Below are 26,989 nucleotides of genomic sequence, written 5' to 3'. Positions count from 1 at the left end.
TGGACGCGCGCTCGTCGGCGTCTCACGCTCCCGTACCGGCTGCCGAAAAGCCCACCACGTTGGGCTGAACAGCGCATGGCTGCCTTATCTGCCCATCAGACCGCAACCCCCCAAGTTTGGGGATGTCACGGTCCTGCGATCACCTCAGACACTGACGGTGGCCGGACAGCGAGCCGGTTCTCGATACTGGAGGAGGGGACATGTCACCGACGACGCAGCAGGACAACTGGCGCTTCTGTAACAAGTGCTACACCCTTTGGTGGAATGGCCGCCCCGACAACGGGCACTGCCCCGCAGGCGGCGCCCACGAGGGGCACGGCAGCTGGAACTTCTACCTCCCGGCGAACCCCGCCGAGCACATCTGACGCAAGGCCGGGCCCCGGCCGATCTCCCCGCGACGCCACGGCTTCGCGGGGAGATCGGCGTTGGATCCCACAGGTCGGGAGGGAAGGGCGTCGACGATCCGCGCCGCGTACTCCTCTTCCTCGAAGTCGTTGTCCTGCCGCAGGCCGAGACAGATGACCTAGCGCTCGGCGGCGACACGACGGGCGTGTCGGCGGGTGCCTCAGCAGCCGTCGGTCACGTAGCAGCCCTTCACCTTCCACCTGCCGCTGTAGTAGGCGCCGCTGGTGGCCTTGCTCGTGCTGCCTATGGAGACCAGGCTGCCCGGGATGTAGGAGCAGGACGAGGTGGAACAGAAGTACCCGTAGACCCGGAAATAGGTCTCAAGCCCGCTGGTGCACTTGACGCTCACGGAGTGGTCGCTGCTCGCGGTCTTCGAGCAGCCGCTCACCGCGGCCGCCGGGGAGGCGGTGCCGCCGATGAGGGCGGTGGCCCCGATAACAATGCCGGCGACGCTGGAAATGATCTTTTTCGTCATGGGCGTTCATGATCGCCCGACTGTGCCCCTCTTTTCAAGAGATCCCCACAGCAATCCGGAAATTTCTCGATCTTTGCGCAAGCGTGAGCAGCTGCTCGTTCGAGGTGATTGAGGAGGGCTGCGTGCCGGTGACGCTGCCCACGTCGGCGTACCGCTACTTCGCCGAACCGGCCTGGTAGCCGTGGCGACGCCTCACTTGGCCGGAAATTCGATGTCCGTGGCAGGCAGTACGTTCCATGGCCCATGAACCTCTATGAGCTCTTCGAGCACGGTGACGTTGCGGCGCTCACGACTCACCTGGAACAACAGCCGGACAGCGCCGGTGACGTGCTGCAGATGGCGGCGCAGAGCGAACGTCTTGACCTACTGGAGTGCGTGTTATCTCACCGTCCGCCGGTGGGATCTCGATGTCGGGCTTGAGTACGCCGCACGACGCCGCGGCGCCGCCGCCTTCGTCCGGGTACTGCTCCCCGCCGGCGCCTCGCCGGCCGCGACCGGCAACCGCTCCCCGTTGTGGGCCGCGCAAGGGCCGGTGCTGTGGAGAACTTGCAGCTTCTGCTCGCCGCTGGCGCTGACGTCAACGTGGTGACACCGACATTGCACCGCCCGCTCGACATCGCGGAAGACCTCGGCGATGCGACCATCATTCGTCAGCTGCGAGAACGCGGCGCCAAGGTCGTGGGGCCCGAAGAACTCAACCCTGATCAGGCGGCTCGGTCGCCGGGGCGATCGTCGAGTATGGCGGGATCGAGGATCACAAGCTGGTGCTCGCCCTGGGGCAGTGCATCACCTTCGACGTTCCGGAGGTTGTGCCACGGCTGATCGCCGCCGGTGTCGACTGTGACTCGCCGAAAACTACTACAAGGCACCACCGCTCGTGCGAGGCACCGCTCACATTCTTCGTCCAGATCGACCTTTCCCGCACACCGAAAGCCGCACGGGAAGCCTTCGGCCTGGGCCTGCTGCAATTGTTCCCCTGCACAACGTGCAACCCTTACCACCCGTTCTCCAGCGGTGATCTGGTGCGGATCGTCGACCCGGCCGGCGCGGTCACCCCCGTGAAGGAACCGGAAGGAGCACGTGTGCTCCCGGTACGGCCGATCATCGGCTGGGGCCGCGCGGCCAAGGACTATCCCTATCGCGAGGCCGACGAGCCGGCGCTGCTCCCCGACGAACGCGAGGTCGTATTCACACTCAACCGCCAGGGCGACAAACTCGGCGGCTGGCCGAGCTGGGCACAAGATCCCGACTACCCGCGCTGCCCCCATGGCGACCACCGAATGACACAGCCGATCCTGCAGATCGACTCCAACCATGGCGTCGCACACACGTGGGGCGACAACGGCGCGCTCAACCAGGGCAAACAGCCGTTGTCACCGAATGATCGTCAAGATCGCCTGGGGACGATCGGCGTACGCAGACGAATCGAATCTGCCCTGTGGGCTTGACCTTGACGCTGCGTCAGCCCTCCATGCTGGCTGTCATGAGCAGCCCTCCAACAAGCCATCGGGTCCGATTGGACGGGCCCCGGGAGGGTGCTGGAGCACCCCTCCGAGGCCGCGCGCGCTACAGCAGAGCGCGGTGAACGGAACCCGATCCGCGAAGTCGTCCGGGGAGGACCCTGTGGAGCTCGCCGAGGAGTCGCTTCGGAACCACCCGGAGGGTCAGCGGATCAGTCCGAGGGGAGCGGCTGACCAACGCCATCGATGGCGGTTCCCGGGCGACAAACCGTAACGAGAGAATGGATATCCCAATGACAGCCGATCAGGGCCGCGACAACGCCTCCGTGAGCGGCGGTGGTGATGACGATCTCGAGCACGGTGTAGAGGAAGGCTGGGGAAAGCTCGCTGACGCGTTCCGCGCGAACTTCGAGGCCCCCGGCGAGGTCGGCGCGGCGTGCAGCGTATACGTGGGCGGCCGCCCTGTCGCCAACCTGTGGGGCGGGCTCGCCGATCGCGAAGCGAACCGACCGTGGCGCAAAAACACCATCGTCCACGTCGCATCCACGACGAAGGGCGCTACCGCGATCTGTGCCCATCTGCTGGCACAGCGTGGTGAGCTGGATCTGGACGCTCCGGTGGCCCAGTACTGGCCGGAGTTCGGCGCCAACGGCAAGGAACAGATCAAAGTGCGCTGGCTGCTGTCGCACCAGGCCGGTCTGCCGCTCGTCGACGGACCGCTGACGTTCGAGCAGGCGTGCGCGTGGCATCCGGTCATCCGTGCGATCGAGGCGCGGCGCGACGGCAGCCGTGTCCCTCATCAAGATCCGCACCCTCGCCAATGCCGACGTGCCACTGTCTCAAATCGGTCAGATGCTCGAAGCCGACGCATCGACCTTTGCCGAAGCGGTCCAAGAAATCGACAGCCACCTGCGCGAGGAGATCGAACGGCTTGAGACCAGCCGCAAGCAGATCGCGCAGCTCGGTGCCGGGGACCGTCTGGCGCTCCCGGCAGAGGTGACCTCCTATCTCGATCGGCTTCGGGAGATCGGGGCGTCAGAACGGATGGTGGAGGCTGAGCGGGACGGGTGGATCCTGGTTGCGGCTCGCTGGCCCGATCACATCCGCGAGGTTATGCCCTGGAAACTCACGCAGCTCGATGACCCCCAAATCGTTCGGCTCTATCGGGTCCTGTCGGAGATCTTGGAAAGCGGCGCAGGCGACGACCTGCGTCTCGAGGAAGCCGCCGACATCCTGGCCGGCCTGGCCGAGCAGGCGTACACCTCCGGCAAGATGGGGTACGACGATCTAGCATTTGACCTTATCGACGCACTTGCCGCCGAGTCCAACCCGCGGATGCTGGACCTGATGCGCGAGCGTGGCTGGGCCGGTTGGACCCGGCCGGAGCGGCTGGCGGAACCCCCGGCTAAACCGGGCGTCGACCGGCGGCAGTGATCGGTGACCGGCCCGATATCTTCACGGTGTCTTGGGCCAGCGGCCAGGTGGCTCTCCACGCTTGGGCGGACGCGGTGGGCCTGCGCTGCTCGTCCTCCTGCTCGCCCACCGTCTGGTGATACGCCTCCCGCACGATCGCCTGCGTGGCTGCCCGCCGCATGCGCTCTTCGAAATCCTCGAGTTGCCGCACGGCGTCGGCCGCCTCCTGCGGGCCCGGCCAGCAGGCCGCGCAGTCCCTGCGGTCGCGGGGCGCCGGTGCCGGACACGACGCGGGCAAGGGCTCCAGCAGCAACCGCATCACCATGCCAGCACTGTTGTGCGCCGTCCACGAGGAGGATGCCGTCGAATGCGGTCATGTGTTGGCCCCGCCAGTTCCAGACGCCGACCACCTCACCGGTCCGGCGGTCGAGCTCGACGATCTCTTTTTCGTGGAGCTCGAATCGGACTACGGCGGTTCCCAAGCCCGGATCATGGCCAGGAAGCTGTCCGGGTCCTCACTTGGAACGTAGACCCCCTGTCCTTTCCGCCGCAGGCCCGAAGCCGCCAGAGGGCTGAAAGCGGCCGGAGGGCCGAAAGCGCCGGTCTTGGTTCGCGGTGTCGGTGACCGCTGCGACGTCTCCTGGTGAAGAATTTCTGCTCACGTGTCGTTTCGGGGCCTGACCGTTCGACGCGTTCGTGAGAGTGAAGGAGGCGGATCGTGAAGTTCATGATCGTAGGAAAGGCGAACGAGGCGACCGAGGCCGGCGAGCTGCCCAGCCAGGAGCTCGTCGACGCGATGGGCGCCTACAACGAGAGCCTGGCCAAGGCGGGGGTGCTGCTGGCCGCCGAAGGGCTGTACCCCAGCTCCCACGGTGCGCAGATCGCCTACACCAAGGATGGCAAGGCGACGGTGCTCGACGGGCCGTTCGCCGAGGCCAAGGAGCTCATCGCCGGGTTCTGGCTGATCCAGGTCAAGTCCCGGGAAGAGGCCATCGAATGGGCCCTGCGAGTGCCGGTTCCCGGTGGGCATGAGGGGGTCGGGCTGGATGTCTGGCAGGTGTTCGACGCCGCCGACCTGCCGGACGAGTCGATGACCCCGGAGGCGGCCGAACGCGAGGCGGCATTGCGGGAGCGCCTGACGGGTTCCACCGAACGATAGAAGCCGACTGCCCGTCCGCGAGCCCAGCTCCCTGCTTATGGACCCAGCTCCCCGCTCGAGGACCCGGCCCCCGCTTACGGACCCGGCTCGCCTGGAACGAGGCCCCCGGCCCCGGCATGGCGGCCCGGCTCCGCGACCGGCTCGCCCGCCGGGCGACGCACCGCGACAGGACCTTGTCACGATCGCCCCGACCGGGGTCGGAGCGGACCGGCCCCCCAGGCCGGGGTCGGGGCGGACCGGTCTCTCACCCCAGGGCCCCGGGTCGGCTTGCGGGAGTTGGGGCGGGCTGGTCTTATGGCCAGGTGATGGCTTCCGATACGCATCGGGCGATCGAGACGGTCTGGCGGATGGAGGCGGCGCGGCTCATCGCCGGCCTGACCGGGCTGGTGCACGACCTCGGCCTGGCCGAAGAGCTGGCCCAGGACGCCCTGGTCGCGGCGCTGGAGCAGTGGCCGGAGTCGGGGGTGCCGGGCAATCCCGGCGCCTGGCTCATGACCGTCTCCAAGCGCCGCGCCATCGACCTGCTGCGCCGTCAGGAACGCTACGCGCGCAAGCTGGCCGAGATGGGCCGCGAGCTGTCGGACGAACCAGGCGCCGACGAGGAGCTGCCCGGCACTGACGAGATCGAGGACGACCTGCTGCGGCTGGTGTTCACGGCGTGTCATCCGGTGCTGTCCACGGAGGCCCGGGTAGCGCTCACGCTGCGGGTGCTCGGCGGGCTGAGCACCGACGAGATCGCCAGGGCGTTCCTGGTCCCGGAGCCGACGGTGGCGCAGCGGATCGTACGCGCCAAGCGGACGCTGGCCGACAAGCAGGTGCCGTTCGAGGTGCCGCAGGGTGAGGAGCTGGCCGGACGCCTGTCGTCGGTCCTGGAGGTCATCTACCTGATCTTCAACGAGGGCTACTCGGCCACGGCCGGTGACGACTGGATGCGGCCCGGACTCTGCGAGGACGCGCTGCGGCTCGGCCGGGTGCTGGCCGGGCTGATGCCCAAGGAGCCAGAGGTGCACGGCCTGGTCGCGTTGATGGAGATCCAGGCCTCGCGCGCGGCCGCCCGGGTGGGCCCGTCCGGCGAGCCGATCCTGCTGCTGGAGCAGAACCGGGGCCGCTGGGACCGCCTGCTCATCCGCCGTGGCCTGGACGCGCTCCAGCGGGCCGAGGATCTCGGCGACGAGCTGGGCCCGTACGTGCTGCAGGCCGCTATCGCCGCCTGTCACGCCAGGGCGCTCACCCCTGAGGAGACCGACTGGCGGGCCATCGCCACCCTCTACGAGGCGCTGGCACGGATGTCGCGGTCGCCGGTCGTCGAGCTCAACCGGGCGGTCGCGCTCGCCATGGCGTACGGTCCGGCTGTCGGGCTGGAGCTGGTGGACCAGCTGGTCGACGAACCGGCGCTGAAGGGCTACCACCTGCTGCCGAGCGTACGCGGAGATCTCCTGGTCAAGCTGGGACGACAGGGTGAGGCCCGCGCCGAGTTCGAACGGGCGGCGGCCATGACCCGCAACGCCCGCGAGCGCACCCTGCTGCGAGAGCGCGCCGCCGCCTGCTGATCCCTGTCGCCCGCTGATCCCTGTCGTCCGCTGGTCGCCGCAACGCGCCGTACGGACGCCACAGCCAAACGCCACGACAGGCGCGACCGCGAGCCCGACCGCGCTCGTGACCACGGGCGTGACCACGGGCGTGACCACGAGAAAAGCCCGCAGTGTGTGGGCGACATGCCCAGGAAGCAAACACAAACGAGTCCCTTGTGATGGGAGCGCTCCCAAACGGCTCTTTGCGGCGTAAGTAACCAAAAATCCCCTTTCAGAACGAGAAATCGCACCATTGGTAACGGTTGCGTTTCAGCGCATTGACGGGCACAGGCCATAAGTGCACCCTTTGTGGGAGCGCTCCCAAGGATTTCCCACCGCGGCCCGGAGCGTGTGTCGCGGTGCACCTCCCCACCCATTCACCCGAGAAGGGGTCCACCATGTTGAACCGCAAGCGTCGCGGCGGTCTCGCCGCGGCTTCCGCCCTGGCGGCGGCGGCCCTGACCGTCGCATCCTGCGGCTCCGGCGGCACTCCGGCGGCCAGTAACGCACCCGCGTCCTCGGCGGCCGCCGAGCCGGTCACGATCCGGGTGCAGACTTTCGGCGGCGGCTCGAACTTCGGCTACAAGAACGCCATCACGAAGTGGAACGCCGAGCACAAGGACATCCAGATCAAGGAAGAGCACCTGACCGACCAGTTCGAGCAGCAGTACTGGCCGCAGATGATCCAGTGGCTGCAGGCGGGCAACGGCGCGGGCGACGTGGTCGGCATCGACGAAGGTGGCATGGGCCTGGCCAAGGCGCACCCGGAGTGGTGGGCGGACCTGAAGGAATTCGGCCTGGACGCCCGCAAGGCGGACTTCCCCGCCTGGAAGTGGGAGAACGGCCTCACCGCCGACGGCAAGCTGTTCGGCCTGGGCACCGACATCGGCGGCATGAGCATCTGCTACCGCTCGGATCTGTTCAAGAAGGCCGGGCTGCCCTCCGAGCGCGACAAGGTCAGCGCCCTGTGGCCCGATTGGGATGCCTTCATGAAGGTCGGCCAGCAGTTCCAGGCGAAGGTGAAGGACACCAAGTTCGCCGACGGCACGAACACCCTCTACCAGGTGGTTCTCTACCAGGAGGCGGCCAAGAACGGCAACGTCACCTATTTCGACAAGGACAACAACCTCATCGTCGACAAGAACCCGGCGGTGAAGGCGGGCTTCGACTTCGCCACGAAGATGAGCCAGCAGGGCCTGACCGCCAAGCTGCGTAACTTCACCGACGAGTGGGCGGCGGGCACCCAGAAGGGCGCGTTCGCCACGGTCGGCTGCCCGTCGTGGATGCTCGGCGTGGTCAGCGGCAACGCCGGCGACGGCGGCAAGGGCAAGTGGGACGTGGCCGCGGTACCCGGCGGCGGCGGCAACTGGGGCGGCTCCTGGCTGTCCGTGCCGAAGCAGAGCAAGCACCCGAAGGAAGCCGCCGCGGTGGCCGACTACCTGACCCAGGCGCAGACCGAGGCGAGCATCTTCACCGACTTCGGCAACATGCCGAGCAACACGGCGGCGCAGCAGGACCCGGCCGTGCAGAGCGCGAAGAACGAGTTCTTCAACAACGCCCCCATCGGCGAGATCTTCGCCAAGTCGGCGTCGAGCCTCCAGCCGGTCTTCCTCGGCGTGAAGCACGCCCAGGTCAAGAACGCCATCGAGTCGGTGATCCAGGGCATGGACGACGGCTCGGTGCCCTACGGCAAGGCCTGGCAGCAGTTGGTGGACGACGCGGTGAAGGCCGCGGGCTGATCTCCCTGCCCGGCCCGCGCTGAAGCGGGCCGGGCTACTGCCGCCGAAAGGTCACTCATGAGTATCGACGCGGTGCGGCTCAGCCGGCATCAACCGCGCGGCCGCCGCTGGCGTTCCAGACTGGACGTCAAGGTGATGCCGTACACGCTGGTGTCCCCGTACTTCATCCTGTTCGCCGCCTTCGGGCTCTTCCCGCTGGCGTTCACCCTCTACTACTCGCTCTACGACTACGACCTGGCCGGGACCACGAAGTGGACCGGGCTGGGCAACTACGCCAAGCTGCTGGCCGATGAGGACTTCTGGAACGCCGTGGTCAACACGGTCGGCATGTTCCTGCTGGCCACCATCCCGCAGTTGCTGCTGGCGCTGTTCCTGGCCAACGCGCTGAACAAGCGGTTCCGGCTGCGCCTGGTGATCCGGATGAGCGTGCTGCTGCCGCTGGTGACCTCGGTGGTCGCGGTGGCGGTCGTGTTCACCCAGCTCTTCGCCCGCGACTGGGGCCTGGTCAACTGGATCCTCAGCTGGTTCGGCGTGGACGCCATCAACTGGCGGGCCGAGCGGGTCCCGTCGTGGCTGGCCATCGCCACCATGGTCGACTGGCGCTGGACCGGCTACAACGCGATCATCTTCCTGGCCGGCATGCAGACGATCCCGCGCGACCTGTACGAGGCCGCGGCCATCGACGGGGCCTCGCGGCGGCGGCAGTTCTGGCAGATCACCCTGCCGATGCTCCGCCCGACCATGATCTTCGTGGTGCTCAACTCCACGATCGGCGGGCTCACGCTGTTCTCCGAGCCGACGACGTTCTACAACGGCAACGTCGACGGCGGGTCACAGGGCCAGTTCCAGACGGTCGCGATGTTCGTCGTCAAGCAGGGCTTCCGCGAGTTCGACTACGGGTATGCCGCCGCGGCGGCCTGGCTGCTGTTCCTGCTCATCCTCATCGGCGCGCTGATCAACTTCCTGTTCGTCCGCAGGATCGGGGGCACCAAATGACCAACTGGTCGCCGACCCTCATCACCCGGGTCATGCTGGCGCTGGCCATCGTGCTGTCCGCCTTCCCGCTGTACTGGATGCTGGTCATCGCCTCGCGGACCAACGCCGACGCGGTCGCGGTGCCGCCGCCGTTCTTGCCCGGCGGGAATCTCGGCCAGAACATCGTCGCTGTGCTCAACAACGAGGACGCCCACTTCCTGCTCGGCCTGACCAACTCCTTCATCGTGGCGAGCGTGGTCACCGTCTCGGTGGTCATCATCTCGACGCTGGCCGGCTTCTCCTTCGCCAATCTGTCGTTCAAGGGCAGGAACGTGCTGCTCCTGGCCGTACTGCTGACGATGGCGGTGCCGCTGCAGCAGATGGGCGTGGTGCCGCTCTACCGGCTGATGGTGAGCCTGGAGTGGACGGGCACCCTCAAGGCGGTCATCCTGCCGTACCTGCTCAACGGGTTCGGCGTGTTCCTGATGACCCAGTACACCCGCCAGGCGGTGCCGATGGAACTGGTCGAGGCGGCCAGGGTCGACGGCGCGGCCACCCTGCGGATCTGGTGGAACGTCGTGCTGCCGGCCGTACGGCCGGGCATGGCGGTGCTCGGGATCAACACGTTCATGCTGATGTGGAATGACTTCATGTGGCCGCTGATCGTCCTCACTCCGGACAATCCGACGGTGCAGATCGCGATCACCTCGCTGAACGCCAGGTTCTCCACCAACTACACATTGATCTTCGCGGGAACGGCGCTGTCCATCATTCCGCTCATCGCGGTATTCGTCGCATTCGGCCGCCAGATCGTCGGCGGACTCATGGAAGGTGCGGTCAAGGCGTGACGACACAAGAGGAACAGACGCGTGCCGGGCTGCAGTTCCCCACGGGATTCGCGTTCGGCGCGGCCACCTCGGCGTACCAGATCGAAGGCGCGGTCGCCGAGGACGGGCGCGGCGTGTCCATCTGGGACACCTTCACCAAGACCCCGGGCCGCGTGCTCAACGGGGACCACGCGGACGTGGCCATCGACCACTACCACCGATACCGGGAAGACGCCCAGATCATGGCGGAGCTGGGCCTGACCGCCTACCGCTTCTCCGTCTCCTGGCCCCGGATCCAGCCCGACGGGTCCGGCAAGGTCAACCAGAAGGGTCTCGACTTCTACAAGCGGCTCACCGACGAGCTGCGGCAGCACGGCATCGACCCCTGGCTGACCCTCTACCACTGGGACCTGCCCCAGGCGCTGGAGGACAGGGGTGGCTGGCCCAACCGCGACACGGCCTACTGCTTCGCCGACTACGCGGCGACCGTGCACGAAGCGCTGAAGGACCACGTACATACCTTCAGCACCGTCAACGAGCCATGGTGCACCGCGTTCCTCGGCTACGCCTCGGGCGAGCACGCCCCGGGCCGTCGCGAGCCGGAGAACGCGATCAGGGGCGCGCACCATCTCAACCTCGCGCACGGCCTTTCCGTACAGGCGATGGGCGCGAGGCGGGTCGGCGGCTGCGTGAACCTCTACGCGATCACCCCGGCCACGGACAGCGAGGCGGACCAGGACGCGGCGCGGCGCATCGACGGGCTGCAGAACAGGTTCTTCCTCGACGCGCTGATGACCGGCCGCTACCCGCAGGACGTCCTCGACGACCTCGGGATGGACCTGGGCTTCATCAGGGACGGTGACCTGGCGACCATCAAGGCGCCGATCGACGTGCTGCTCGTCAACTACTACAGCCGCTTCACGGTTTCGGGAGCACCAGGCGGCAGGGCCTCGGCGGCGGCGGCGCCCACGGATTCCGCCTCGCCATGGGTGGGCAGCGAGCACGTGTCGTTCGTCGACGGCGGCCGGCCGGTCACCGCGATGGGCTGGGAGATCGACCGGGGCGGCCTGGTGGAGGTGCTGACCAGGGTGGCGCGGGACTACCCGGCGATCCCGATGGTCGTCTCCGAGAACGGCGCGGCCTTCGAGGACGTCCTGGAGCACGGCCGGGTGCACGACTCCGAGCGGGTGGCCTACTTCGAGGACCACCTGCGCGCCTGCCGCGACGCGATCGACGCCGGGGTGCCGCTGGAGGGCTATTTCGCCTGGTCACTGATGGATAATTTCGAGTGGGCATGGGGCTACGGCAAGCGTTTCGGCCTCGTGCACGTGGACTTCGAGAGCCAGCGGCGCGTGCTCAAGGACAGCGCTATCTGGTACTCGGAGATCATCCGGCAGAATAGGCGTCATGAACCGACCGACTCTTGAGGCAGTCGCTGCTCTGGCCGGAGTAGGCCGTGGCACGGTGTCCAGAGTCATCAACGGCTCACCCAACGTGAGCGAGAAGGCCCGCGACGCCGTGCAACGGGCCATCCAGGAGCTGGGCTACGTCCCCAACCGCGCGGCGCGGGCGCTGGTCACCCGGCGCACCGACACGGTGGCGCTGGTGGTGTCGGAGTCCGAGCTGCGCGTCTTCGACGAGCCCTACTTCGCCGGGACCATCAGGGGCATCGGCTCGGCGCTGGCCGAGACGGGCCTCCAGCTGATCCTGGCCATGGCCCAGTCGCAGGAGGAGCACGAACGCCTGGAGCACTACCTGACGGGGCAGCACGTCGACGGCGTGCTGCTCCTGTCGCTGCACGGCGCCGACCCGCTGCCCGGCCGGCTGGAGGCGATGGGCGTGCCGACCGTGCTGGGCGGCCGCCCGGTCGGCCTCACCCCTTACAGCTACGTCGACATGGACAACCGGGCCGGCGCCCGGCAGGCGGTCAAGCACCTGCTGGGTCTCGGCAGGCGGCGCATCGCCACGATCGCCGGGCCGCAGGACATGGGCGTGGGCGTCGACCGGCTGGCCGGCTACCACGACGCGCTGCTCACCTTGGGAGCGCGGGAGCTGGTCGCCTATGGCAGCGACTTTTCCGAGGAGAGCGGCGCGGCGGCGATGCGCGAGCTGCTGGCCGAAGAGCCGGAGCTCGACGCCGTGTTCGCCGCATCGGACCCGCTGGCGGTGGGGGCGATGCGGGTGCTCAAGCTCGAGGGCCGGGCCATCCCGGGTGATGTGGCGGTGGTCGGGTTCGACGACTCCAAGGTCGCCTTGCACGCCGACCCGCCGCTGACCACCGTGCACCAGCCTGCCGAGGAGATGGGCCGCCAGATGGCGCGGCTGCTGGTCGCGCGGATCAACGGCGAGGCGCTCCGCCAGCCCGTGGTCATCCTCGACACCCACCTGGTGCGCCGGGAGTCGGCCTGACCTCGGGATACCCTTTGCTCTTTTTGCTATTTGCTCGACCCCCTGCTCAACCCCCGAGAGAGGATCCTTCCGTGCCCCAGCTCGCCGCCGCCGGATACACCGCGCGGATCAGCCCGCGCGGCGCCGCGCTCAGGACGCTCCGCCACGGCGCGCGCGACCTGATCACGAGCTGGCCCGCCGAGGGCCCGGTCCCCTATTTCGCGGGTACGATCCTCGCCCCGTGGCCGAACCGGGTGGGCGGGGCCCGCTATCCGTTCGGCGGGCGGACGCACGAGCTGGCGGTGAGCGAGCCCGAGCGCGGCCACGCCCTGCACGGGCTGGTGTCCGGCGTCGACTGGCAGGTCGTGGAGCTGCTGGCCGCCGAGGACCACCACGCCTTCGTACGCCTGGCGCACACGATCACCCCCACGGCCGGCTACCCGTTCACGCTGACGCTGCGCGTGCTCCACCGGCTCGACGAGCACGGGCTGACCACCACGGTCACCGCCCGCAACGACGGCACCGACGCCGCCCCCTACGGCTGCGGCCCCCATCCCTGGCTGCTCGGCGACGACCTGGAGCTGCCCGCCGCCAAGGTGCTGGTCACCGACGAGCGGCTGCTGCCGCGGTCCCTGGACGACGTGTCCGGCTCCCCGTACGACTTCCGCGAGGCCAGGCCGCTCGACGGCGACGTGATCGACCACGCGTTCACCGGGCTGGCGGCCGGAGAGGCCCGGGTCGGGGGCGTACGCATGACGTGGGACCCGGCCGTGCTGCCCTGGGTGCAGGTCTGCACCAGCGGGCAGCTCGGCTACGAGGGCGTGGCGGTGGAGCCCATGACCTGCCCGCCCGACGCGTTCAACTCCGGCACCGACGTGGTGGTGCTCGAACCGGGCGCCGAGCACGTGGCCAGCTGGACGATCAGCGCCGCCTGACAGGGTCGGGCCGAGCTGGACGATCAGCACCGCCTGACGAGGTCGAGCCGAGCTGGACGATCAGCACGGCATGACCCCACAATCGGGTCTCGTGGACAGCAGGACGAAACGGCGCCTATCGCCCCCCGAGCTCGACGATCTCGCCCGGCGCGCGCTCGGCGCGGGCGTGACCCGATCCACCGAACTCACCGACGGCTACGCCAACGCGGTCTGGCGGCTCCTCCTCGACGACGGCCGCGACGTGGTACTCAAGCTGGCTCCCTCCCCCGAGCTGGACCAGCTCAGCTACGAGCGCAACCTGCTGCGGATGGAGGCGGCGGCCTGCGAGCTGGCCGTCGCCGCGGGCGTGCCGGTGGCGAGGCTGCTGGCCGCCGGGTTCGACGATCCGGTGCTCGGCGGCGACTACCTGCTGTTCGGGACGCTCGACGGCGTGTCGTGGAACGACGTGAAACCGGACGGCGCCGACGCGGCGCTCCGGCGGGAGCTGGGCCGCCACCTGGCCAGGTTCAACGCGGTGACGGGCGAGGTGTTCGGCTACCCGCACGCGGGCATCACCGGCCGCACCTGGCGTGAGGCGTACCTGGCCATGGTGGGGGCGCTGCTGGACGACACCGAGCGCTACCCGACGCCGCTCCCCCGGCCCGCCGCGGAGATCGGCGCGCTGCTCACCGCCGCCGCGCCCGTCCTGGACGAGGTGACCACGCCGCACCTCGTCCACTTCGACGTCTGGGCGGGCAACGTCTTCCTGGACCTGTCCGGGACGCCCAGGATCCAGGCGATCATCGACCACGAGCGGGCGTTCTGGGGCGACCCGCTGGCCGAGTTCGTCACGCCGACCATCTTCGGCGAGCTGCACGACGACGACCCGCTCCTGGCCGGGTACCGCGAGGTGACCCCACTGGAGCTCACCCCCGCCGCGCGGACCCGGCTCGACCTCTATCGTGCCTACCTCTACCTGATCCTGCTGGTGGAGAACGGGCCGCGGCAGTATCCCGAGTCGGAGTACGCGCGGGCCCGCGACCTGTCCACCGCCTCACTCACGGACGTCCTGGACCGCCTCGTAGGAGGTGCCCCCGGCTCCCGCGCCTAGCTTGCCGCACTGTCCCGTGCCCACGCCGGTGACCTTGTTGGGCACGCCCAGGTCGACCGGCGCGGGCGTGTTGCCCGTACAGGCGAGCGCGCCCTTGACCGTGGTGCCCGACAGGATCGGCGCCGTGTTCGCGGTCAGCAGGGCGGCGCCGCGGATGTCGGCGCCCACGACGGCCAGCGATCCGGCGCGGTCGACCGTCAGCGCGCCGTCCACCCGCGCGCCGAGGACCTGCACCGAGGCGGCCCGCGCGGCGATGAGGGCGCCGGAGAGCCGGCCGCCGGTGACGACCACCGAGGCGCCCGCCCGCACGGTCACCGGGCCGCTCACCTGCGCGTGGTCCAGGCAGGTGACGCCGTCGGCGACGGTCAGCGGGCCGCGCTGGGCGCCCGTCAGGGTCCTGGTGCAGGCCGGTGGCGGGGCGATCGTGGTGACCGTGAAGCTGCCCGCCCTGCCGTAGTTGCCCGAGCCGTCGATCGAGCGGTACTCGATCGTGTGCCGCCCCCTGGGGAGCTTGCCGTACACGAGGGAGTCGATGGTCGTGCCGTCCTCGGTGAACGTCCACGGCAGGTCGGAGGAGGTCGGCCAGCCGAAGTAGTTGAACCAGCCGTCGCCGTCGACCCTCGACTCCGATACCACGTAGCCGCCCTGGTCGTCGGTGCCGGTCAGCTTCATCGAGAACGGCCCGTTGTAGACGTAGGTGTCGCCGGACTTGACGAGCGGCGGCGACAGCTCGTAGCCGGTCTTCGGCGAGGTGGCGTCGACCGTCCAGGTCAGCGTCCGGTCGCCGAACGTCGCGGTGAGGGTGTGCGTGCCGTCCGACGGCTTCAGCGCGCCGAGGTCCAGGTCGCTGTCGCCCTCGCCGACCCGCTTCCCGTCGAGCGCCCACGCGACCGCGGGAACGCTCGCCGCCGGGTGCGTGGTCTCCACGTACACGACCTCCGTACGGCCCAGCGGCCGGTCCACCGAGGTGGCGGAGACGATGCCGGGGGTGACGCCGTCGGGCGGGGTGGTCAGCGACGTGTCGACGGTCCAGGAGCGGGAGGCGGACATCGCGCTGCGGATCGCCGGGTCCCTGACGAAGCTCGTCGGGTCGGTGACCGTCGCCTTGACCGTGTGGGTGCCCGGGGTGAGGCCGAGCGCGCGCAAGTCCAGGGCCGTGCCTTGTTCGGCGGGCCGGTCCGTGCCGTCGACGTTCCAGGTGACGGTGAGCGCGTGGCCGTTCGGGCGCATCGGCTCCACCCAGAGCACCCGGTCGGCGCCGACGGGCGCGGCCGACGGGGTGGCGTCCTGGATCACCGTCGTCTTGCCGGTGATCCGCTGCGCCATCACTTCCCGGCTCACCTGGTCGTAGTAGTAGCCGAGCGTCTTCATCATCGAGTGCCGGCTCGGCCGCCAGACGCCCGTGGTGGCGTACATACCGCCCTCGTAGCGGCCGATCGGGCCACCGGACTCGCTGGGCTCGCCGAGCCAGCGCCACCACTTCTTCTTCTGGTCGAGCATCTGCTGCTCGGTCAGCAGCGTGTGGTGGGCGGAGGCGGGCTCGGGCCCCGTGTACGCGCCGCCGGGGACGCCGCGCTGGTAGTAGTCGTACTCGTCCTGCAGGCCGCCCAGGGAGTGGCCCAGCTCGTGCGGGCTGATCAAGGCGGACATGGAATTGCTGCCGGAGGCGGTCGCGTAGGAACCGCCCGCGCCGCCGTACGTCCCGCTGTTGGCCAGCGCGAGGATCTGCCGGTTGGCCGAGGTCGTGCCGGTGACCAGGTTCGCGTAGCGGGTGGCGGCGGTGTTGTCCATGGTGATCAGCCGCTGGACGCTGCTGGGGTTGCACTGGCCCCAGAAGCCCATGCTGAGCGGGGTGGTCTTCTTCGGCGAGGTCAGGGCGGGGTCGCAGCTGACACCCGACTCGCCGGAGACGATGTCCACCCGGTAGACGTTGATGTAGGCGCGGTAGGACTTGTACGGCTCGATGGACCACATCACGTTGAGGTGCCGGTCGACGTCCGCCCGGAACTTCGCCTGCTCGGACTCGGTGTAGCCGTCGCCCATGATGACCAGGTTGAACCGTTTGGCGGGCGTACCGGTGACCTGGACCGGCACGACGGTGGCAGCGCCGGGTGCTTCTGCTGCGTTGGCTGCGTTGGTTGGGGGGATGTATAAGACGGCGGCGGCCAGGACCAGGGCCGCGGATTTACGCATGATCCGCATTATCGGCCTGTTGCGGATCGGCGTCTCATACCAAAGCCGATAAATCTGGTCAGGCTGTGGGGAGTTCGGCGAACAGGACCGGCTGGGTCGTGGGCTGCTTGGAGCCGCCCGCCGGTTCGACGGTGAGGCCGATGCGCTCGTCCCCCTTGGCCGCCCCGGCCAGCATGGGCGTGGTGACGCCGTCGGGGCGCCGGTCCAGGAGTCCCGCCGAGCGGATGCCGTCCGGGCCCATCAGCCACAGCTCGTACACCCTCGACCGGGGCAGTTCGGGCAGGCCCGACGACGTGAACACCATCCGGCCTCGGGCGCGCGACACCACGACGGTGCCGCTGCCGCCCGCGGTGACCGGCATTCGTACGGTCCGGACGTCGGGCGCGGCCAGGACCGCGGCGACCTCGCCGTCCTTGGCCTGGAGGTCGCCCAGGTCGCGGCGGGCGTCGAACACCACGACGCCGAGCGCGACGGCCGCCGCCGTGGACACGGCCGCCAACCCGGCCACCACCCTCCCCCGCCCTCGCCGACGCCACAGCCGCACGTCGCGGAGGATCCGCCGGGGCGAGCCCGCGGGAGTCTGCGGCGTGCGGGCGACGGCCGTGAGGACGCGGGTGCGCAGGGCGGCGGGGGGTGGCTCGGCGACCGCGAGGGCGAGCAGGACGGCCGTCTCGCGCAGCCGCCGTACCTCCGTCCGGCACGACGGGCATTCCTCCATGTGCGTTTCGAACAGCACCCCGTCGCTGTCCGGCAACGCGTGCACGGCGTAGGCGCCGGAAAGGGTGTGGAGCTCATCGCTCATATCGCACTCCACGTCGGTCGGGGTCACGTCATTTCTTCGGTAGTACTTCGGCGTTTCGGGCGTGTCGGATGGCACCAGGCAAGTGCATTTCTCCATAGACAGAGTTAAACTCAATACGTGATGAATTCCTGTGTGATCGCCGGCGGCGGCCCGGCGGGCGCGATGCTCGCCCTGCTGCTGGCCAGAGCAGGTGTCGAGGTCACCCTGCTGGAGAAGCACGCCGATTTCCTCCGCGACTTCCGCGGCGACACGATCCACCCGTCGACGCTTCAGGTGCTGGACGAGCTCGGGCTGGCCGCGGAGTTCCTGAAGATCCCCCACCGCAAGACGTATGGGTTCACCCTGCTGACCGACGACGGGCCGGTCCAGATGGCGAATCTTCGCGGGCTGCCGGGTAAGTACGACTACATCGCCTTCGTCCCGCAATGGGACTTCCTGAAGCTCGTCACGTCGGCCGCCGAGAAGTACCCGAAGTTCCGGCTGCTCATGAACGCCGAGGCGTACGGACTGATCCGCGAAGACGGTGCGGCCCGCGGACTGCGCTACCGCGACAAGTCGGGCGAGCACGAGATCAGGGCGGAGCTGACCGTGGCCGCGGACGGCCGCGGCTCGACGCTGCGCGCGGCCGCCGGACTGGTGCCGCAGGAGTTCGGCGCGCCGATGGACGTCCTGTGGTTCCGGCTGCCGCGCGTCGAGGGCGACCCCGAGCAGACGTTCCTGCGGATCTCCACCGGCCACGCGATCGTGGGCATCAACAGGGAGACCTACTGGCAGCTGGCCTACCTCATCCCCAAGGGCGGCTACGACCGGCTGGCCGGTCAGGGCATCGACGCGTTCCGTAAGCCGGTGGCGCGGCTGCTGCCGTACCTGGAGGGGCGCGTCGGGCAGATCGCGAGCTTCGACGACGTCAGCATGCTCACGGTGGTGCTCAACCGGCTCCGCCGCTGGTACCGGCCCGGTTTCCTGGCCATCGGCGACGCCGCGCACGCGATGTCACCGGTGTTCGGCGTCGGCATCAACCTGGCGGTGCAGGACGCGGTCGCCACGGCCAACCTGCTGGCCGAGCCGCTGCGGGCGGGCCGGCCCATTTCGGAGGCCATGTTGCGCCGGCTGGAGCGCCGCCGCATGCTGCCCACCAGGATCACCCAGGCCGCGCAGCGCGTGGCTCAGGACCGGCTGCTCGGCCCGACGATCGACAGCCAGGTGGGGCCGCCGCGCATTCCGGCGAAGCTGCCGCAGAATCCCCTGTTCAGCGGGGTGTTTCGGCGTTTCCTCGGGCTGGGGGTGCGCCCCGAGCACGTACGGACACCCGAACTCTGACCCGTCCCGCGGGGTCGCTTTCTCACAACGTGGACATCGGGGTCGGTGACGCCGAGCCGGTAGCATACCCTCGTATGTCGTGAGCGCACTGAGCAATCCCGAGGAACTCGATTCCTGGCGAGCCCTGCCGGCGGCCCAGCAGCCTGACTGGCCTGACCGCAGCGAGCTCGAGAAGGTCGTCGCCGAGCTCGGCGGCCTGCCCCCACTCGTCTTCGCCGGCGAGTGCGACCAGCTCAAGGAGCAGCTGGCCGCCGTCGCCCGAGGCGAGGCGTTCGTATTGCAAGGCGGTGACTGCGCCGAGACGTTCGCCGGGGCGACCGCCGACAATGTGCGCAACAAGCTCAAGACGCTGCTGCAGATGGCCATCGTGCTGACGTACGCCGCCAAGGTGCCGGTGGTCAAGATCGGCCGCGTGGCCGGGCAGTTCGCCAAGCCGCGTTCCAAGGGCACCGAGACGCGTGACGGCCTGGAGCTGCCCGCCTACCGGGGCGACATGGTCAACGGCTTCGCCTTCACCCCCGAGTCCCGCATGCCCGACCCGTGGCGGCTGCTGAAGGCCTACCACTCCTCGGCCGTGACGCTCAACCTGGCCCGCGCCTTCACCAAGGGCGGCTACGCCGACCTGCGCCAGGTGCACGCCTGGAACCAGGACTTCGTGGGCGAGTCCCCCGCCGGCCGCCGCTACGAGCAGCTGGCCAGGGAGATCGACCAGGCGCTCGCGTTCATGCGCGCCTGCGGGGCCGACCCGGAGGAGTTCCACACCGTCGAGTTCTACTCCTCGCACGAGGCGCTGATCCTCGACTACGACCGGGCGCTCACGCGCATCGACTCGCGGACCGGCAGCCCGTACGACGTGTCGGCGCACATGGTCTGGATCGGCGAGCGCACCCGCCAGCTCGACGGCGCGCATGTCGACTTCTTCTCGCGCATCCGCAACCCCATCGGCGTCAAGCTCGGCCCGACCACCACGCCCTCCGAGGCACTGGCGCTGGTCGAGAAGCTCAACCCCGAGAACGAGCCGGGGCGGCTCACGTTCATCACCCGGATGGGCGCCTCCAAGATCCGCGAGCACCTGCCCGCGCTGGTCAAGGAGGTCACCGCGGCGGGCGCGCAGGTCGCGTGGATCTGCGACCCGATGCACGGCAACACGTGGGAGGCGCCGAGCGGCCACAAGACGCGCCGGCTCGACGACGTGCTCGACGAGGTGACGGGCTTCTTCGAGGTGCACCGCTCGCTCGGCACGCACCCCGGCGGCATCCACATCGAGTTCACGGGCGACGACGTGACGGAGTGCGTGGGCGGCGGCCACGAGATCGTCGAGGACGACCTCTCGCGCCGCTACGAGACGGCCTGCGACCCGCGTCTCAACCGTGGCCAGTCGCTCGACCTCGCCTTCCGGGTGGCGGAGCTCTACCGCTCCAGCTGAGTACGTAGGCGGCAGCCCCGGGTTGGGCCGGGGCTGCCAGAGGATTCTTCGGTCACGCCCGTCCGCGATCTTCTATGATCGGCCTGACAAAGGTGAGAATTCCTCAACTATTGGGAGAAATCGTGGACAGCGCCCCAGATGGCGTGGACCCGAGCGTGCCCAACATCGCCCGGATGTACGACTACTTCCTGGACGGCAAGGACAACTTCGCCTCCGACCGGGAAGCGGCCGAGCAGATCTTGAAGCTGTTCCCCGGTACGAAGGACTCCGCGAGGGCAAACCGCGACTTCCTCCGCCGGGCCGTACGCCATCTGATCGACTCCGGCGTCGACCAGATCGTCGATCTCGGCGCCGGACTGCCCACCCAGGGCAACACGCACGAGATCGCGCCCGAGGCGCGCGTCGTCTACGTCGACTACGACCCCGTGGTGTGCGCGCACGGGCGGGCCCTGTTGTCCAGGGGCGTGAACGTGGAGTTCGTACAGGCCGACATCAGGGACATCGACCCGCTCCTGGAGACTCTGGCCGAGACGATCGACTTCGGCCGCCCGGTGGCGTTCCTGATGCTGGCCGTGCTGCACTTCCTGCCCGACGAGGCCGCGTACGGCATCGTCGGCAGGCTGCGCGACGCGGGTCCCGCGGGCAGCCGGCTGGTCATCAGCCACGCCGTGGACGCCGCGCCCGACTCCACGCCGCAGGCGCTGGAGATCTACAAGCAGGCGACGGCCGCGCTCAACCTGCGGACGCCCGAGGAGATCGCCGCCTTCTTCGAGGGCTACGAACTGGCCGAGCCCGGCCTGGTCTACCCCCAGAACTGGCGGCCCGACCCCGGCGAACCCCTGCTGGGCACGAAGGCCGTCACCGACGCCGGCTACGCGGGAGTCGGCCGCAAACCGTAAGCGTCAGGTTGTCGGCGCGACTCGTTGGCATCAGGCTGTGGAACGAGAAAAGCCCCGCTGGTACGGCGGGGCTTCATGGTGCGACGGTCAGTTCTGCTCGGCGTTCTTCATCTCCTCGTTGAGCTCGGTCCTGATCGCGTCCATGTCGAGCGCGCGCACCTGGCTGATCAGGTCTTCGAGCGCGGGCGCCGGAATCGCACCGGGCTGCGCGTAGACCACGATCCCATCGCGAATCGCCATGAGCGTCGGGATCGAGCTGATGTCGAAGCCCTGAGCGAGGGCCTGCTCCGCATCGGTGTCGATCTTACCGAAGGTGATGTCCTCATGCTTGTCGGACGCCTTCTCGAAGATCGGCCCGAACATCTTGCACGGGCCACACCACTCGGCCCAGAAGTCGAGCAGGACGATCCCCTTGTCGGCGATGTCGTTGAAGTTCGTCTCGGTTACCTCGATGGTCGCCACAAGTGGCTCCTCGTATCGTCGCGTGAAGTCTGTATGTCATCCCAGGGTGCAAAGCTGTCAACCACGTACCCTCCACCAGCATTCCATGCCCACGCCGCCGGGCCTCACATAACGGGCGCGGGGATTTCCTGGACGGCGACCTGTCCGGACCACGCGCTGGCGGGCTGAACACGGCGAATGCCTCGTTCGGCAATGAAGGCGACCTTGCGCTGCAGCGCGGATTGCGACTGTTGACGTCCCGAACACGAAGATCGCTAGATGCTGCTAATCTCACGCATTCGATCAGCTCAGTCCGGTCGCAGACGTCGACATTCATCCGAGGACAAGGACACCTATGCCGCTGTTGGCTCGCATGCTCTCCGCGCCCCTGTTCGTCGACGTCCGGGCCGGTGCGGTCGCCAGCCTCGGCACGCTGCTGACCGACCTGCAGATCGCCCGGCAGGGCAGGGTGGCTGTCGCCGTCGGTCCCAGTCAGGGTGACGGCATCTGCGAGGAATTGCGGATCGATGGGGCCGAGGTGCTCCGTATTCCCAACGGAACCCTTGCCGCCGCTGTTGAGCTCGGACAACAACTGCGGGCCGGCCAGTTCGAGGCGATCGCGGGCATCGGCGGCGGCAAGACCATCGACGTGGCCAAGTTCGCCGCGCACATGGCGGGCATCCCGATGGTGGCGGTGACCACGAGCCTGGGCCACGACGGCATCGCCTCGCCGGTCAGCACGCTGCGACACGAGTCGGGCACGGGCTCCTACGGCGTCGTGATGCCGGCGGCCGTCCTGGTGGATCTCGATCGCGTCCGGTCGGCCCCGGCGGCCCTCTCCACGGCCGGGATCGGCGATGCGATCAGCGACCTGTCCGCGGTGGCCGACTGGGAACTGGCCGCTGCCGAGGCCGGCGAGCACATCGACGGGCTGGCGGTGGCGATGGCCAGATCAGCGGCGCTGGTGGTCCTGCACCAGCCAGGCCTGGCTCGAGACGACGAGTTCCTCACCGTACTGGCCGAGTCACTGATCCTGTCCGGCATGGCGATGGCGGTAGCCGGGTCGAGCCGACCGGCCAGCGGCGGCGACCACGAGATCATGCATGCCATCAATCAGCTCTACCCCGGCACGGCAAGCCACGGAGAACTCGCCGGAGTCGGTGCGCTGTTCTGCAGCTACCTGCGTCAGGACGAAGCCAAGGTCGAGCTGATCTCCGCGTGCCTGGGACGGCACGGCCTCCCGCGCACCCCCGGCGATCTCGGCTTGTCAGATGCCGACTTCGCCAAGGCCGTGGCGTACGCGCCGCGGACCCGTCCGGGCCGGTACACCATCCTCGAGCATCTCGACCTATCCGAGGCTCAGCTCGCCGACCACGTGGGGGGCTACGTCAAGACAGTCGTGGGCTAACTCACGTACGTCGGGGGCTGACTTACGTCGCGGGCTGACCCATGTACGTCGGGGGCTGACTTACGTCGCGGGCTGACCCATGTACGTCGCGGGCTCACCCGCGTAAAGGGGAAGCGCCACTCACGGTTCAGGACCGCCTCCTCCTGAAGGCGCGCCGACGAGGGCCTGAGGCACCTCTCCTGGCCGGCGCGGTCAGGACGGCGTGCTCTATCCACAGAATCCGGTTCGCACAGATGGCGGCTCAACCTGATCGGCCATGCTGACGTGGTCGCCGATCAGGAGAGGACGCGATGCCTGAGTATTTCCAGCTGGCCGAGCTGCGCGAGCGCGGCTGGAGCCCGACGATGATCCGGAAGTTGCTGGACCCGCCGGACCTGCTGCGACCCAATCCGCTCTTCAGATCGGCGTCGCCCATGAGGCTGTACGAGACGGGGAGGGTGGTGTCGGCGGAGCAGTCCGAGTCGTTCGCCGCGCTGCGCGTCCGGGCGGCGCAGCAGTCGGAGGCGGCGAAGCGTCGCGGCACGCCGTCGCGGGGAGACCCTTGCCGACATTGAGCGGGTGCGCATCGCGATACCGGCGTCGGCGTGATGGCGTCAGAGGAGGCCCGCACCGTCCAGCTGGGTGTGGAAAGCCTTCTTGCCTGGGTGGGCGGCGCGGAGGCGGGCGACGTACGAGGCGAACTCGGTCTGATCTCCGGTGCGTTCGAACAGGGTCCGTAGCGTGAAGAGATACTGGATCGCCTCCTGGTAGCCGGGTCTGCTGGCCCGGCTGACGCAGGATTCGGCCAGTTCCCGGTAGACCGGGATGGCGTCCTCTGGATGGGTTTGGGCGCGGGCGTTGACCACGCGCATGCGCAGGTCAGGGTCCAGTCCGTACGTCTGGAGGACCTCCCAGGCGCCCGCCACGTCCCCGTTGATCAGCAGTACCTCGGCCAGTGTGGGGGCCATGGCGGGCGATGAGCGGAGGTGTGTGATGGCCTTGGCCTGCCACGGGGCCGCGTCCGGGGCGGCCTGGCGGGTCAGGCTCTGATAGGTGTGCGTGGACGGTGAGAGGGTGAACAGCTGCCAGCGGGTCTCGAGCGCCTGCTCGGTCCGTCCGGCGTGCTGATGGCAGTCAAGGGCGAGGGTGAGGAGGTGCTGATCGCGGCCGTAGCGGTTCATCCCCTGATCGATCCAGGCCAGGGCTTCGTCGTGGCGCTCCTCGCCGATCAGGAGACGGGCGATCTTCTCGATGTCACCGCTGCCGGCGGCCCGCTGGGCGAGCAGGGCGATCACGGCGTCGGTGCCGCCCTCGGCGCGGGCGAGCGACTCGCGCAGCGTGCTCAGCTTGTAGTCGCGGATCCCGCGTGCGAGGGTCCCGTCCAGCAGCTCGTGGCAGCGGCGCAGGCCCTGGTCGCCCAGCACGGGAGCATAGCCGGGCAGCGAGCTCTCGAAGGTGCACCAGTTGCTGGTCTGCACCTTGCCCATCAGCCACTCCGCCAGCCGCACCGGGTCGGGCGAGCCGGCCAGGCAGGCGTCGCGATGCATGCCCTGGACGCGTTCGAGATCGTCGACGAGCTGGCCGCCATAGACCTCTCCGGTGTCCAGCACCTCCTCGATGAGGTCGATCGCGCGGACGGTCAGCTCGCGAGCGGTGTCCGGTGACGGCTCGATCAGGTCGTCGATCTCGTCGAGGATCTCCTCCAGGTCCTCGAGATCGGGGTACCACTCACCCTCGTACCAGGAGTCGCACACATCCGCGGCCTCGGCCAGCAGGTCCGCCATGACTGATTCCAGGTCGGCGAGGAGGTCGGTCGACTCCTCGCCGATGATGGTCTCCGCGAGCTCGGTCCGCAGCCGGTCGGCGAGCGCGGGGTCCGTCGCGGCCAGAGTGGCGAGGCGGCGGGCCAGCCAGTCGGAGTCCTGGGTACGCAGCAGCGCGTACAGGTCGGGCGCGGGCCGCACATCGCCCATCCGGACCCAGGTCACCGCCGCGGCGGCCGCATGGGCGCACAATTCGGGATCCAGGCATTCGCAGACCGCGCGCATCCCGCTCGCGGTGAAGGTGACCGTCACCGAACGCCCGCTCACCAGCGCGGCGACCGACGTACCCTTCTCGGTCAACCCCGCGACCATGCCGCCGGCGACCAGTGCGAGAGCCTCGGCGAACACCGGCTCGCTGACCTGGCTCCGTACGGCTTCCTCGTCAACCTGGATGAGCGCCATGATTTCGATTATCCCGCAATGATCAACTGTGCTCGCCCCGGGTAGCACTCGATTCCACGTCACAGGCCGCCCGTACGGAACACGAGCCGCCGTGCGCAACACAGGCGGGCAGCCCGTACGGAATACCGGCCGCCCGTGACGAAAGGGTCAGTGGCCCGGCAGGGTGAGGCCGATGACGAGCGGGTCGTGGTCGGTGGACCGGAAGGCGTCCGGCTTGTACAGGGACGCCGGGTTGTACTCGGTGTTGTAGTCGAGAATGCGCGGTTCGTCCGAGTTTATGTGCCAGATCGTCGCGCTGGTGACCCGCTTGAGCAGCTGCCGGCCGACCAGCGCGTGGTCGAGCTCTCCGGCCAGGCCGTCGAACAGGTAGCTGTAGCGCTGCCGCGCCGGCACGAACCTCTTGGTCAGGCTGGTCAGCCCGCCCGCCTCCAGTGTGTGGATCGGGTCCTCCTCGCCGTAGGCGTTGAGGTCGCCGAGCACCACCGGGTTGGGCAGGTCCTTCACCAGGCCGAGCAGCGCCTGCGCCTGCTTGACGCGGGTGGCGTTCCAGCAGCTCTGCCCGTCGCCCTGGTCGGCGTCGGGGCCGTCGGCCGGGCAGCTGCCCTTGGACTTGAGGTGGTTGACGACCATCGTGAACGGCTGGCCGCCCGCCGTCCTGCGGAATGTCTGGATCAGCGGCGGCCGGCTGAACACCGCGTCCTGCGACGCCTGGGGAGCGCCGACGGGCGTGAGCTTGGCCGGCTTGTAGATCACCGCGACCTGGATGGCGTCCGTGCCAGGGTACGGGTGCTGGAGCGCCGCGTACGTACCCGCGCCGACCTCGGCGTTGACGGCGTCCACGAGGGCCTGGAGCGCCGTCTGGCCGTTGTTCTCGACCTCCATGAGGCCCACGGCGTCGGCGTCGAGCCCCTTCAGCGCCGCCACCAGCTTGGCGAGCTGCCGCTGCTGCTCCACGGCGTTGGTGGCGCCGCGCGATCCGAGGGTGGTGAACCAGTTCAGCGTGTTGAACGAGGCCACCTTGACGTTGCCGATGACCGGGAAGGGCCGGGGCGTCCGGGGGTTGGTGTCGCGGTAGTTGATCGGCTTGGTGGGTTGCAGGCGGTAGAGGCCGAACCCGTAGCCGAGCACGCCGGTGATGCCCGCGGCCAGGTCGCCGGTACGCACGATAGGCGGCAGGGTGGCCGGGTTCTCCCTGCTGGAGCCGTCGTCGATGAGCAGCGAGCGCCGCTTGTTCAGCGCCGCGTCCACGCCGGGCCGGTCCGTCGGCTGGAACAGCCGGCCGCCGGAGGAGACGGTGACCTCGCCGTAACGGCCCAGGTTGTAGTGCTCGCTGACGGTCAGCGGCTGCGGGAAGGTGAGCAGCATGTTCTCGACGGACTCCCGCCCGTCGTCCGGCAGCTTGTACGGCTGAGCCGCCACCGAGCCGGTGCCGCAGACGTCCACCGCGGTGACCGGTGACAGCTCCGTCCAGCCGTTGTACTCCGTCACCTTGCCCGTCACGAGCACCCGGTCGCCCGCCGCGACGTCCTTGAAGGTGTCGCGGGCGTAGGCGAACAGCCCTTCGGAGGTCTTCGGGTCGGTGTCCGGCTTCGGGTCCTGCAGGAAGAAACCGCTCAGCTGGTCGCCGCGCTGGAAGTCGCCGGTGACGATGCCTTCGACGGTGACGCTCTGCCCGGCCAGGGGGCTGGCATCACCGCTCCCCTGCACCTCCGAGATGCGCCGGCTCGGCGGCGTGTCGCACGCGGTGGCCGGTGCGGCGAGCGCCGGTGTGCCGGGGAGGGCAGCCGCCACGACGAACGCGACGAGAAAAGTTCTGGATAAAACACGCATGACCAGCACTTTAGAGGGAATTGCGGTCA

General features: G+C 69.0%; 24 protein-coding genes and 1 pseudogene. 18 read left to right on the top strand and 7 right to left on the bottom strand.

The features are described 5' to 3' along the window. Window positions 1–200 precede the first annotated feature (200 nt). The gene (locus ACIBO2_RS27615) at window positions 201–365 is read left to right on the top strand and encodes a hypothetical protein (RefSeq protein WP_214641500.1); all 165 of its coding nucleotides are present in this window, start codon (window positions 201–203) and stop codon (window positions 363–365) included. Window positions 366–565: 200 nt separating this feature from the next. Here the strand turns inward: ACIBO2_RS27615 and ACIBO2_RS27610 are convergent, their stop codons facing one another. Continuing rightward, on the bottom strand, window positions 566–880 hold the full coding sequence (locus ACIBO2_RS27610) for a hypothetical protein (protein WP_397300420.1): 315 nt from the start codon (window positions 878–880) through the stop codon (window positions 566–568). 764 nt (window positions 881–1,644) lie between these two features. Between ACIBO2_RS27610 and ACIBO2_RS27605 the strand changes: the two genes are divergently transcribed. The 3 genes and pseudogenes from ACIBO2_RS27605 (at window position 1,645) to ACIBO2_RS27595 (ending at window position 3,774) form a co-directional block, all read left to right on the top strand. Continuing rightward, a complete protein-coding gene (locus tag ACIBO2_RS27605) occupies window positions 1,645–2,328 on the top strand; it encodes a DUF1963 domain-containing protein (protein WP_397300417.1) in 684 nt (227 codons plus the stop codon). A 293-nt stretch (window positions 2,329–2,621) separates the two neighbouring features. Continuing rightward, window positions 2,622–3,050: pseudogene (locus ACIBO2_RS27600) on the top strand (serine hydrolase domain-containing protein); the annotation flags it as partial. Between the two features lie 79 nt (window positions 3,051–3,129). Further along, complete coding sequence (locus ACIBO2_RS27595; protein ID WP_397300837.1) at window positions 3,130–3,774, top strand: MerR family transcriptional regulator; 645 nt, start codon at window positions 3,130–3,132, stop codon at window positions 3,772–3,774. On the opposite strand, the gene ACIBO2_RS27590 is transcribed toward ACIBO2_RS27595, so the two are convergent. After that, window positions 3,746–4,078, bottom strand: a complete 333-nt coding sequence (locus ACIBO2_RS27590; RefSeq protein ID WP_397300415.1) for a hypothetical protein — start codon at window positions 4,076–4,078, stop codon at window positions 3,746–3,748. The genes ACIBO2_RS27595 and ACIBO2_RS27590 overlap by 29 nt on opposite strands. A 402-nt stretch (window positions 4,079–4,480) precedes the next feature. Between ACIBO2_RS27590 and ACIBO2_RS27585 the strand changes: the two genes are divergently transcribed. The 9 genes from ACIBO2_RS27585 to ACIBO2_RS27545 all read left to right on the top strand — a co-directional run bounded on the left by ACIBO2_RS27585 (window position 4,481) and on the right by ACIBO2_RS27545 (window position 14,437). Beyond that, window positions 4,481–4,912 carry a YciI family protein gene (locus ACIBO2_RS27585; protein WP_358550690.1) on the top strand — a complete coding sequence of 144 codons (432 nt, stop codon included), beginning with the start codon at window positions 4,481–4,483 and terminating at the stop codon, window positions 4,910–4,912. Window positions 4,913–5,217: 305 nt separating this feature from the next. Continuing rightward, window positions 5,218–6,462, top strand: a complete 1,245-nt coding sequence (locus tag ACIBO2_RS27580) for an RNA polymerase sigma factor (RefSeq protein ID WP_358550625.1) — start codon at window positions 5,218–5,220, stop codon at window positions 6,460–6,462. Between the two features lie 419 nt (window positions 6,463–6,881). Further along, window positions 6,882–8,222: an extracellular solute-binding protein gene (locus tag ACIBO2_RS27575; protein ID WP_358550623.1), complete on the top strand. Its 1,341-nt coding sequence runs from the start codon at window positions 6,882–6,884 to the stop codon at window positions 8,220–8,222. A 57-nt stretch (window positions 8,223–8,279) separates the two neighbouring features. Beyond that, window positions 8,280–9,218 (top strand): carbohydrate ABC transporter permease, encoded by a 939-nt coding sequence (locus ACIBO2_RS27570; protein WP_397300411.1) that lies wholly within the window; start codon window positions 8,280–8,282, stop codon window positions 9,216–9,218. Next, a complete protein-coding gene (locus tag ACIBO2_RS27565; protein WP_225295030.1) occupies window positions 9,215–10,045 on the top strand; it encodes a carbohydrate ABC transporter permease in 831 nt (276 codons plus the stop codon). The genes ACIBO2_RS27570 and ACIBO2_RS27565 overlap by 4 nt, the downstream gene beginning before the upstream one ends. Then, entirely contained in the window at window positions 10,042–11,451 is a 1,410-nt protein-coding gene (locus ACIBO2_RS27560) for a GH1 family beta-glucosidase (RefSeq protein ID WP_358550620.1), read from the top strand. The genes ACIBO2_RS27565 and ACIBO2_RS27560 overlap by 4 nt, the downstream gene beginning before the upstream one ends. Next, window positions 11,432–12,433, top strand: a complete 1,002-nt coding sequence (locus ACIBO2_RS27555) for a LacI family DNA-binding transcriptional regulator (RefSeq protein ID WP_358550618.1) — start codon at window positions 11,432–11,434, stop codon at window positions 12,431–12,433. Before ACIBO2_RS27560 ends, ACIBO2_RS27555 begins: the two co-directional genes overlap by 20 nt. A 71-nt stretch (window positions 12,434–12,504) precedes the next feature. Continuing rightward, window positions 12,505–13,347, top strand: a complete 843-nt coding sequence (locus ACIBO2_RS27550; protein ID WP_397300406.1) for an aldose 1-epimerase family protein — start codon at window positions 12,505–12,507, stop codon at window positions 13,345–13,347. A 91-nt stretch (window positions 13,348–13,438) separates the two neighbouring features. Continuing rightward, entirely contained in the window at window positions 13,439–14,437 is a 999-nt protein-coding gene (locus ACIBO2_RS27545) for a phosphotransferase family protein (RefSeq protein WP_397300403.1), read from the top strand. Here the strand turns inward: ACIBO2_RS27545 and ACIBO2_RS27540 are convergent. Further along, window positions 14,381–16,630, bottom strand: a complete 2,250-nt coding sequence (locus ACIBO2_RS27540) for a M64 family metallopeptidase (RefSeq protein WP_397300400.1) — start codon at window positions 16,628–16,630, stop codon at window positions 14,381–14,383. The genes ACIBO2_RS27545 and ACIBO2_RS27540 overlap by 57 nt on opposite strands. Before the next feature lie 58 nt (window positions 16,631–16,688). Beyond that, window positions 16,689–17,432: an anti-sigma factor domain-containing protein gene (locus ACIBO2_RS27535; protein ID WP_397300397.1), complete on the bottom strand. Its 744-nt coding sequence runs from the start codon at window positions 17,430–17,432 to the stop codon at window positions 16,689–16,691. A gap of 120 nt (window positions 17,433–17,552) precedes the next feature. On the opposite strand from ACIBO2_RS27535, the gene ACIBO2_RS27530 reads away from it, so the two are divergent. From ACIBO2_RS27530 to ACIBO2_RS27520, 3 genes are all read left to right on the top strand, one after another. Continuing rightward, window positions 17,553–18,752: an FAD-dependent oxidoreductase gene (locus ACIBO2_RS27530; protein ID WP_397300817.1), complete on the top strand. Its 1,200-nt coding sequence runs from the start codon at window positions 17,553–17,555 to the stop codon at window positions 18,750–18,752. Between the two features lie 88 nt (window positions 18,753–18,840). After that, entirely contained in the window at window positions 18,841–20,178 is a 1,338-nt protein-coding gene (locus ACIBO2_RS27525; RefSeq protein WP_397300814.1) for a class II 3-deoxy-7-phosphoheptulonate synthase, read from the top strand. Between the two features lie 122 nt (window positions 20,179–20,300). Beyond that, on the top strand, window positions 20,301–21,077 hold the full coding sequence (locus ACIBO2_RS27520) for an SAM-dependent methyltransferase (RefSeq protein ID WP_358550606.1): 777 nt from the start codon (window positions 20,301–20,303) through the stop codon (window positions 21,075–21,077). 87 nt (window positions 21,078–21,164) lie between these two features. On the opposite strand, the gene trxA is transcribed toward ACIBO2_RS27520, so the two are convergent. Then, window positions 21,165–21,539 carry a thioredoxin gene (trxA, locus tag ACIBO2_RS27515; protein WP_357952551.1) on the bottom strand — a complete coding sequence of 125 codons (375 nt, stop codon included), beginning with the start codon at window positions 21,537–21,539 and terminating at the stop codon, window positions 21,165–21,167. A gap of 352 nt (window positions 21,540–21,891) precedes the next feature. On the opposite strand from trxA, the gene ACIBO2_RS27510 reads away from it, so the two are divergent. Both ACIBO2_RS27510 and ACIBO2_RS27505 read left to right on the top strand, forming a co-directional pair. Continuing rightward, on the top strand, window positions 21,892–22,926 hold the full coding sequence (locus ACIBO2_RS27510; RefSeq protein WP_358550686.1) for an iron-containing alcohol dehydrogenase family protein: 1,035 nt from the start codon (window positions 21,892–21,894) through the stop codon (window positions 22,924–22,926). Between the two features lie 290 nt (window positions 22,927–23,216). After that, window positions 23,217–23,480, top strand: coding sequence for a hypothetical protein (locus ACIBO2_RS27505; protein WP_358550604.1), 264 nt, complete (start codon window positions 23,217–23,219; stop codon window positions 23,478–23,480). A 39-nt stretch (window positions 23,481–23,519) separates the two neighbouring features. Here ACIBO2_RS27505 and ACIBO2_RS27500 read toward each other — a convergent pair whose 3' ends face one another. Next, window positions 23,520–25,130: a DUF6880 family protein gene (locus ACIBO2_RS27500; protein ID WP_358550602.1), complete on the bottom strand. Its 1,611-nt coding sequence runs from the start codon at window positions 25,128–25,130 to the stop codon at window positions 23,520–23,522. A gap of 147 nt (window positions 25,131–25,277) precedes the next feature. Further along, window positions 25,278–26,960: an ExeM/NucH family extracellular endonuclease gene (locus tag ACIBO2_RS27495; RefSeq protein ID WP_358550600.1), complete on the bottom strand. Its 1,683-nt coding sequence runs from the start codon at window positions 26,958–26,960 to the stop codon at window positions 25,278–25,280. Between the last annotated feature and the right edge of the window lie 29 nt (window positions 26,961–26,989).

Source organism: Nonomuraea sp. NPDC050022, from assembly GCF_044460705.1.
In the GTDB taxonomy this organism is placed as follows: Bacteria; Actinomycetota; Actinomycetes; order Streptosporangiales; family Streptosporangiaceae; genus Nonomuraea.
The sequence above is the reverse complement of the archived record's forward strand: the minus strand, read 5'-3'. Positions and strand labels throughout refer to the sequence as shown.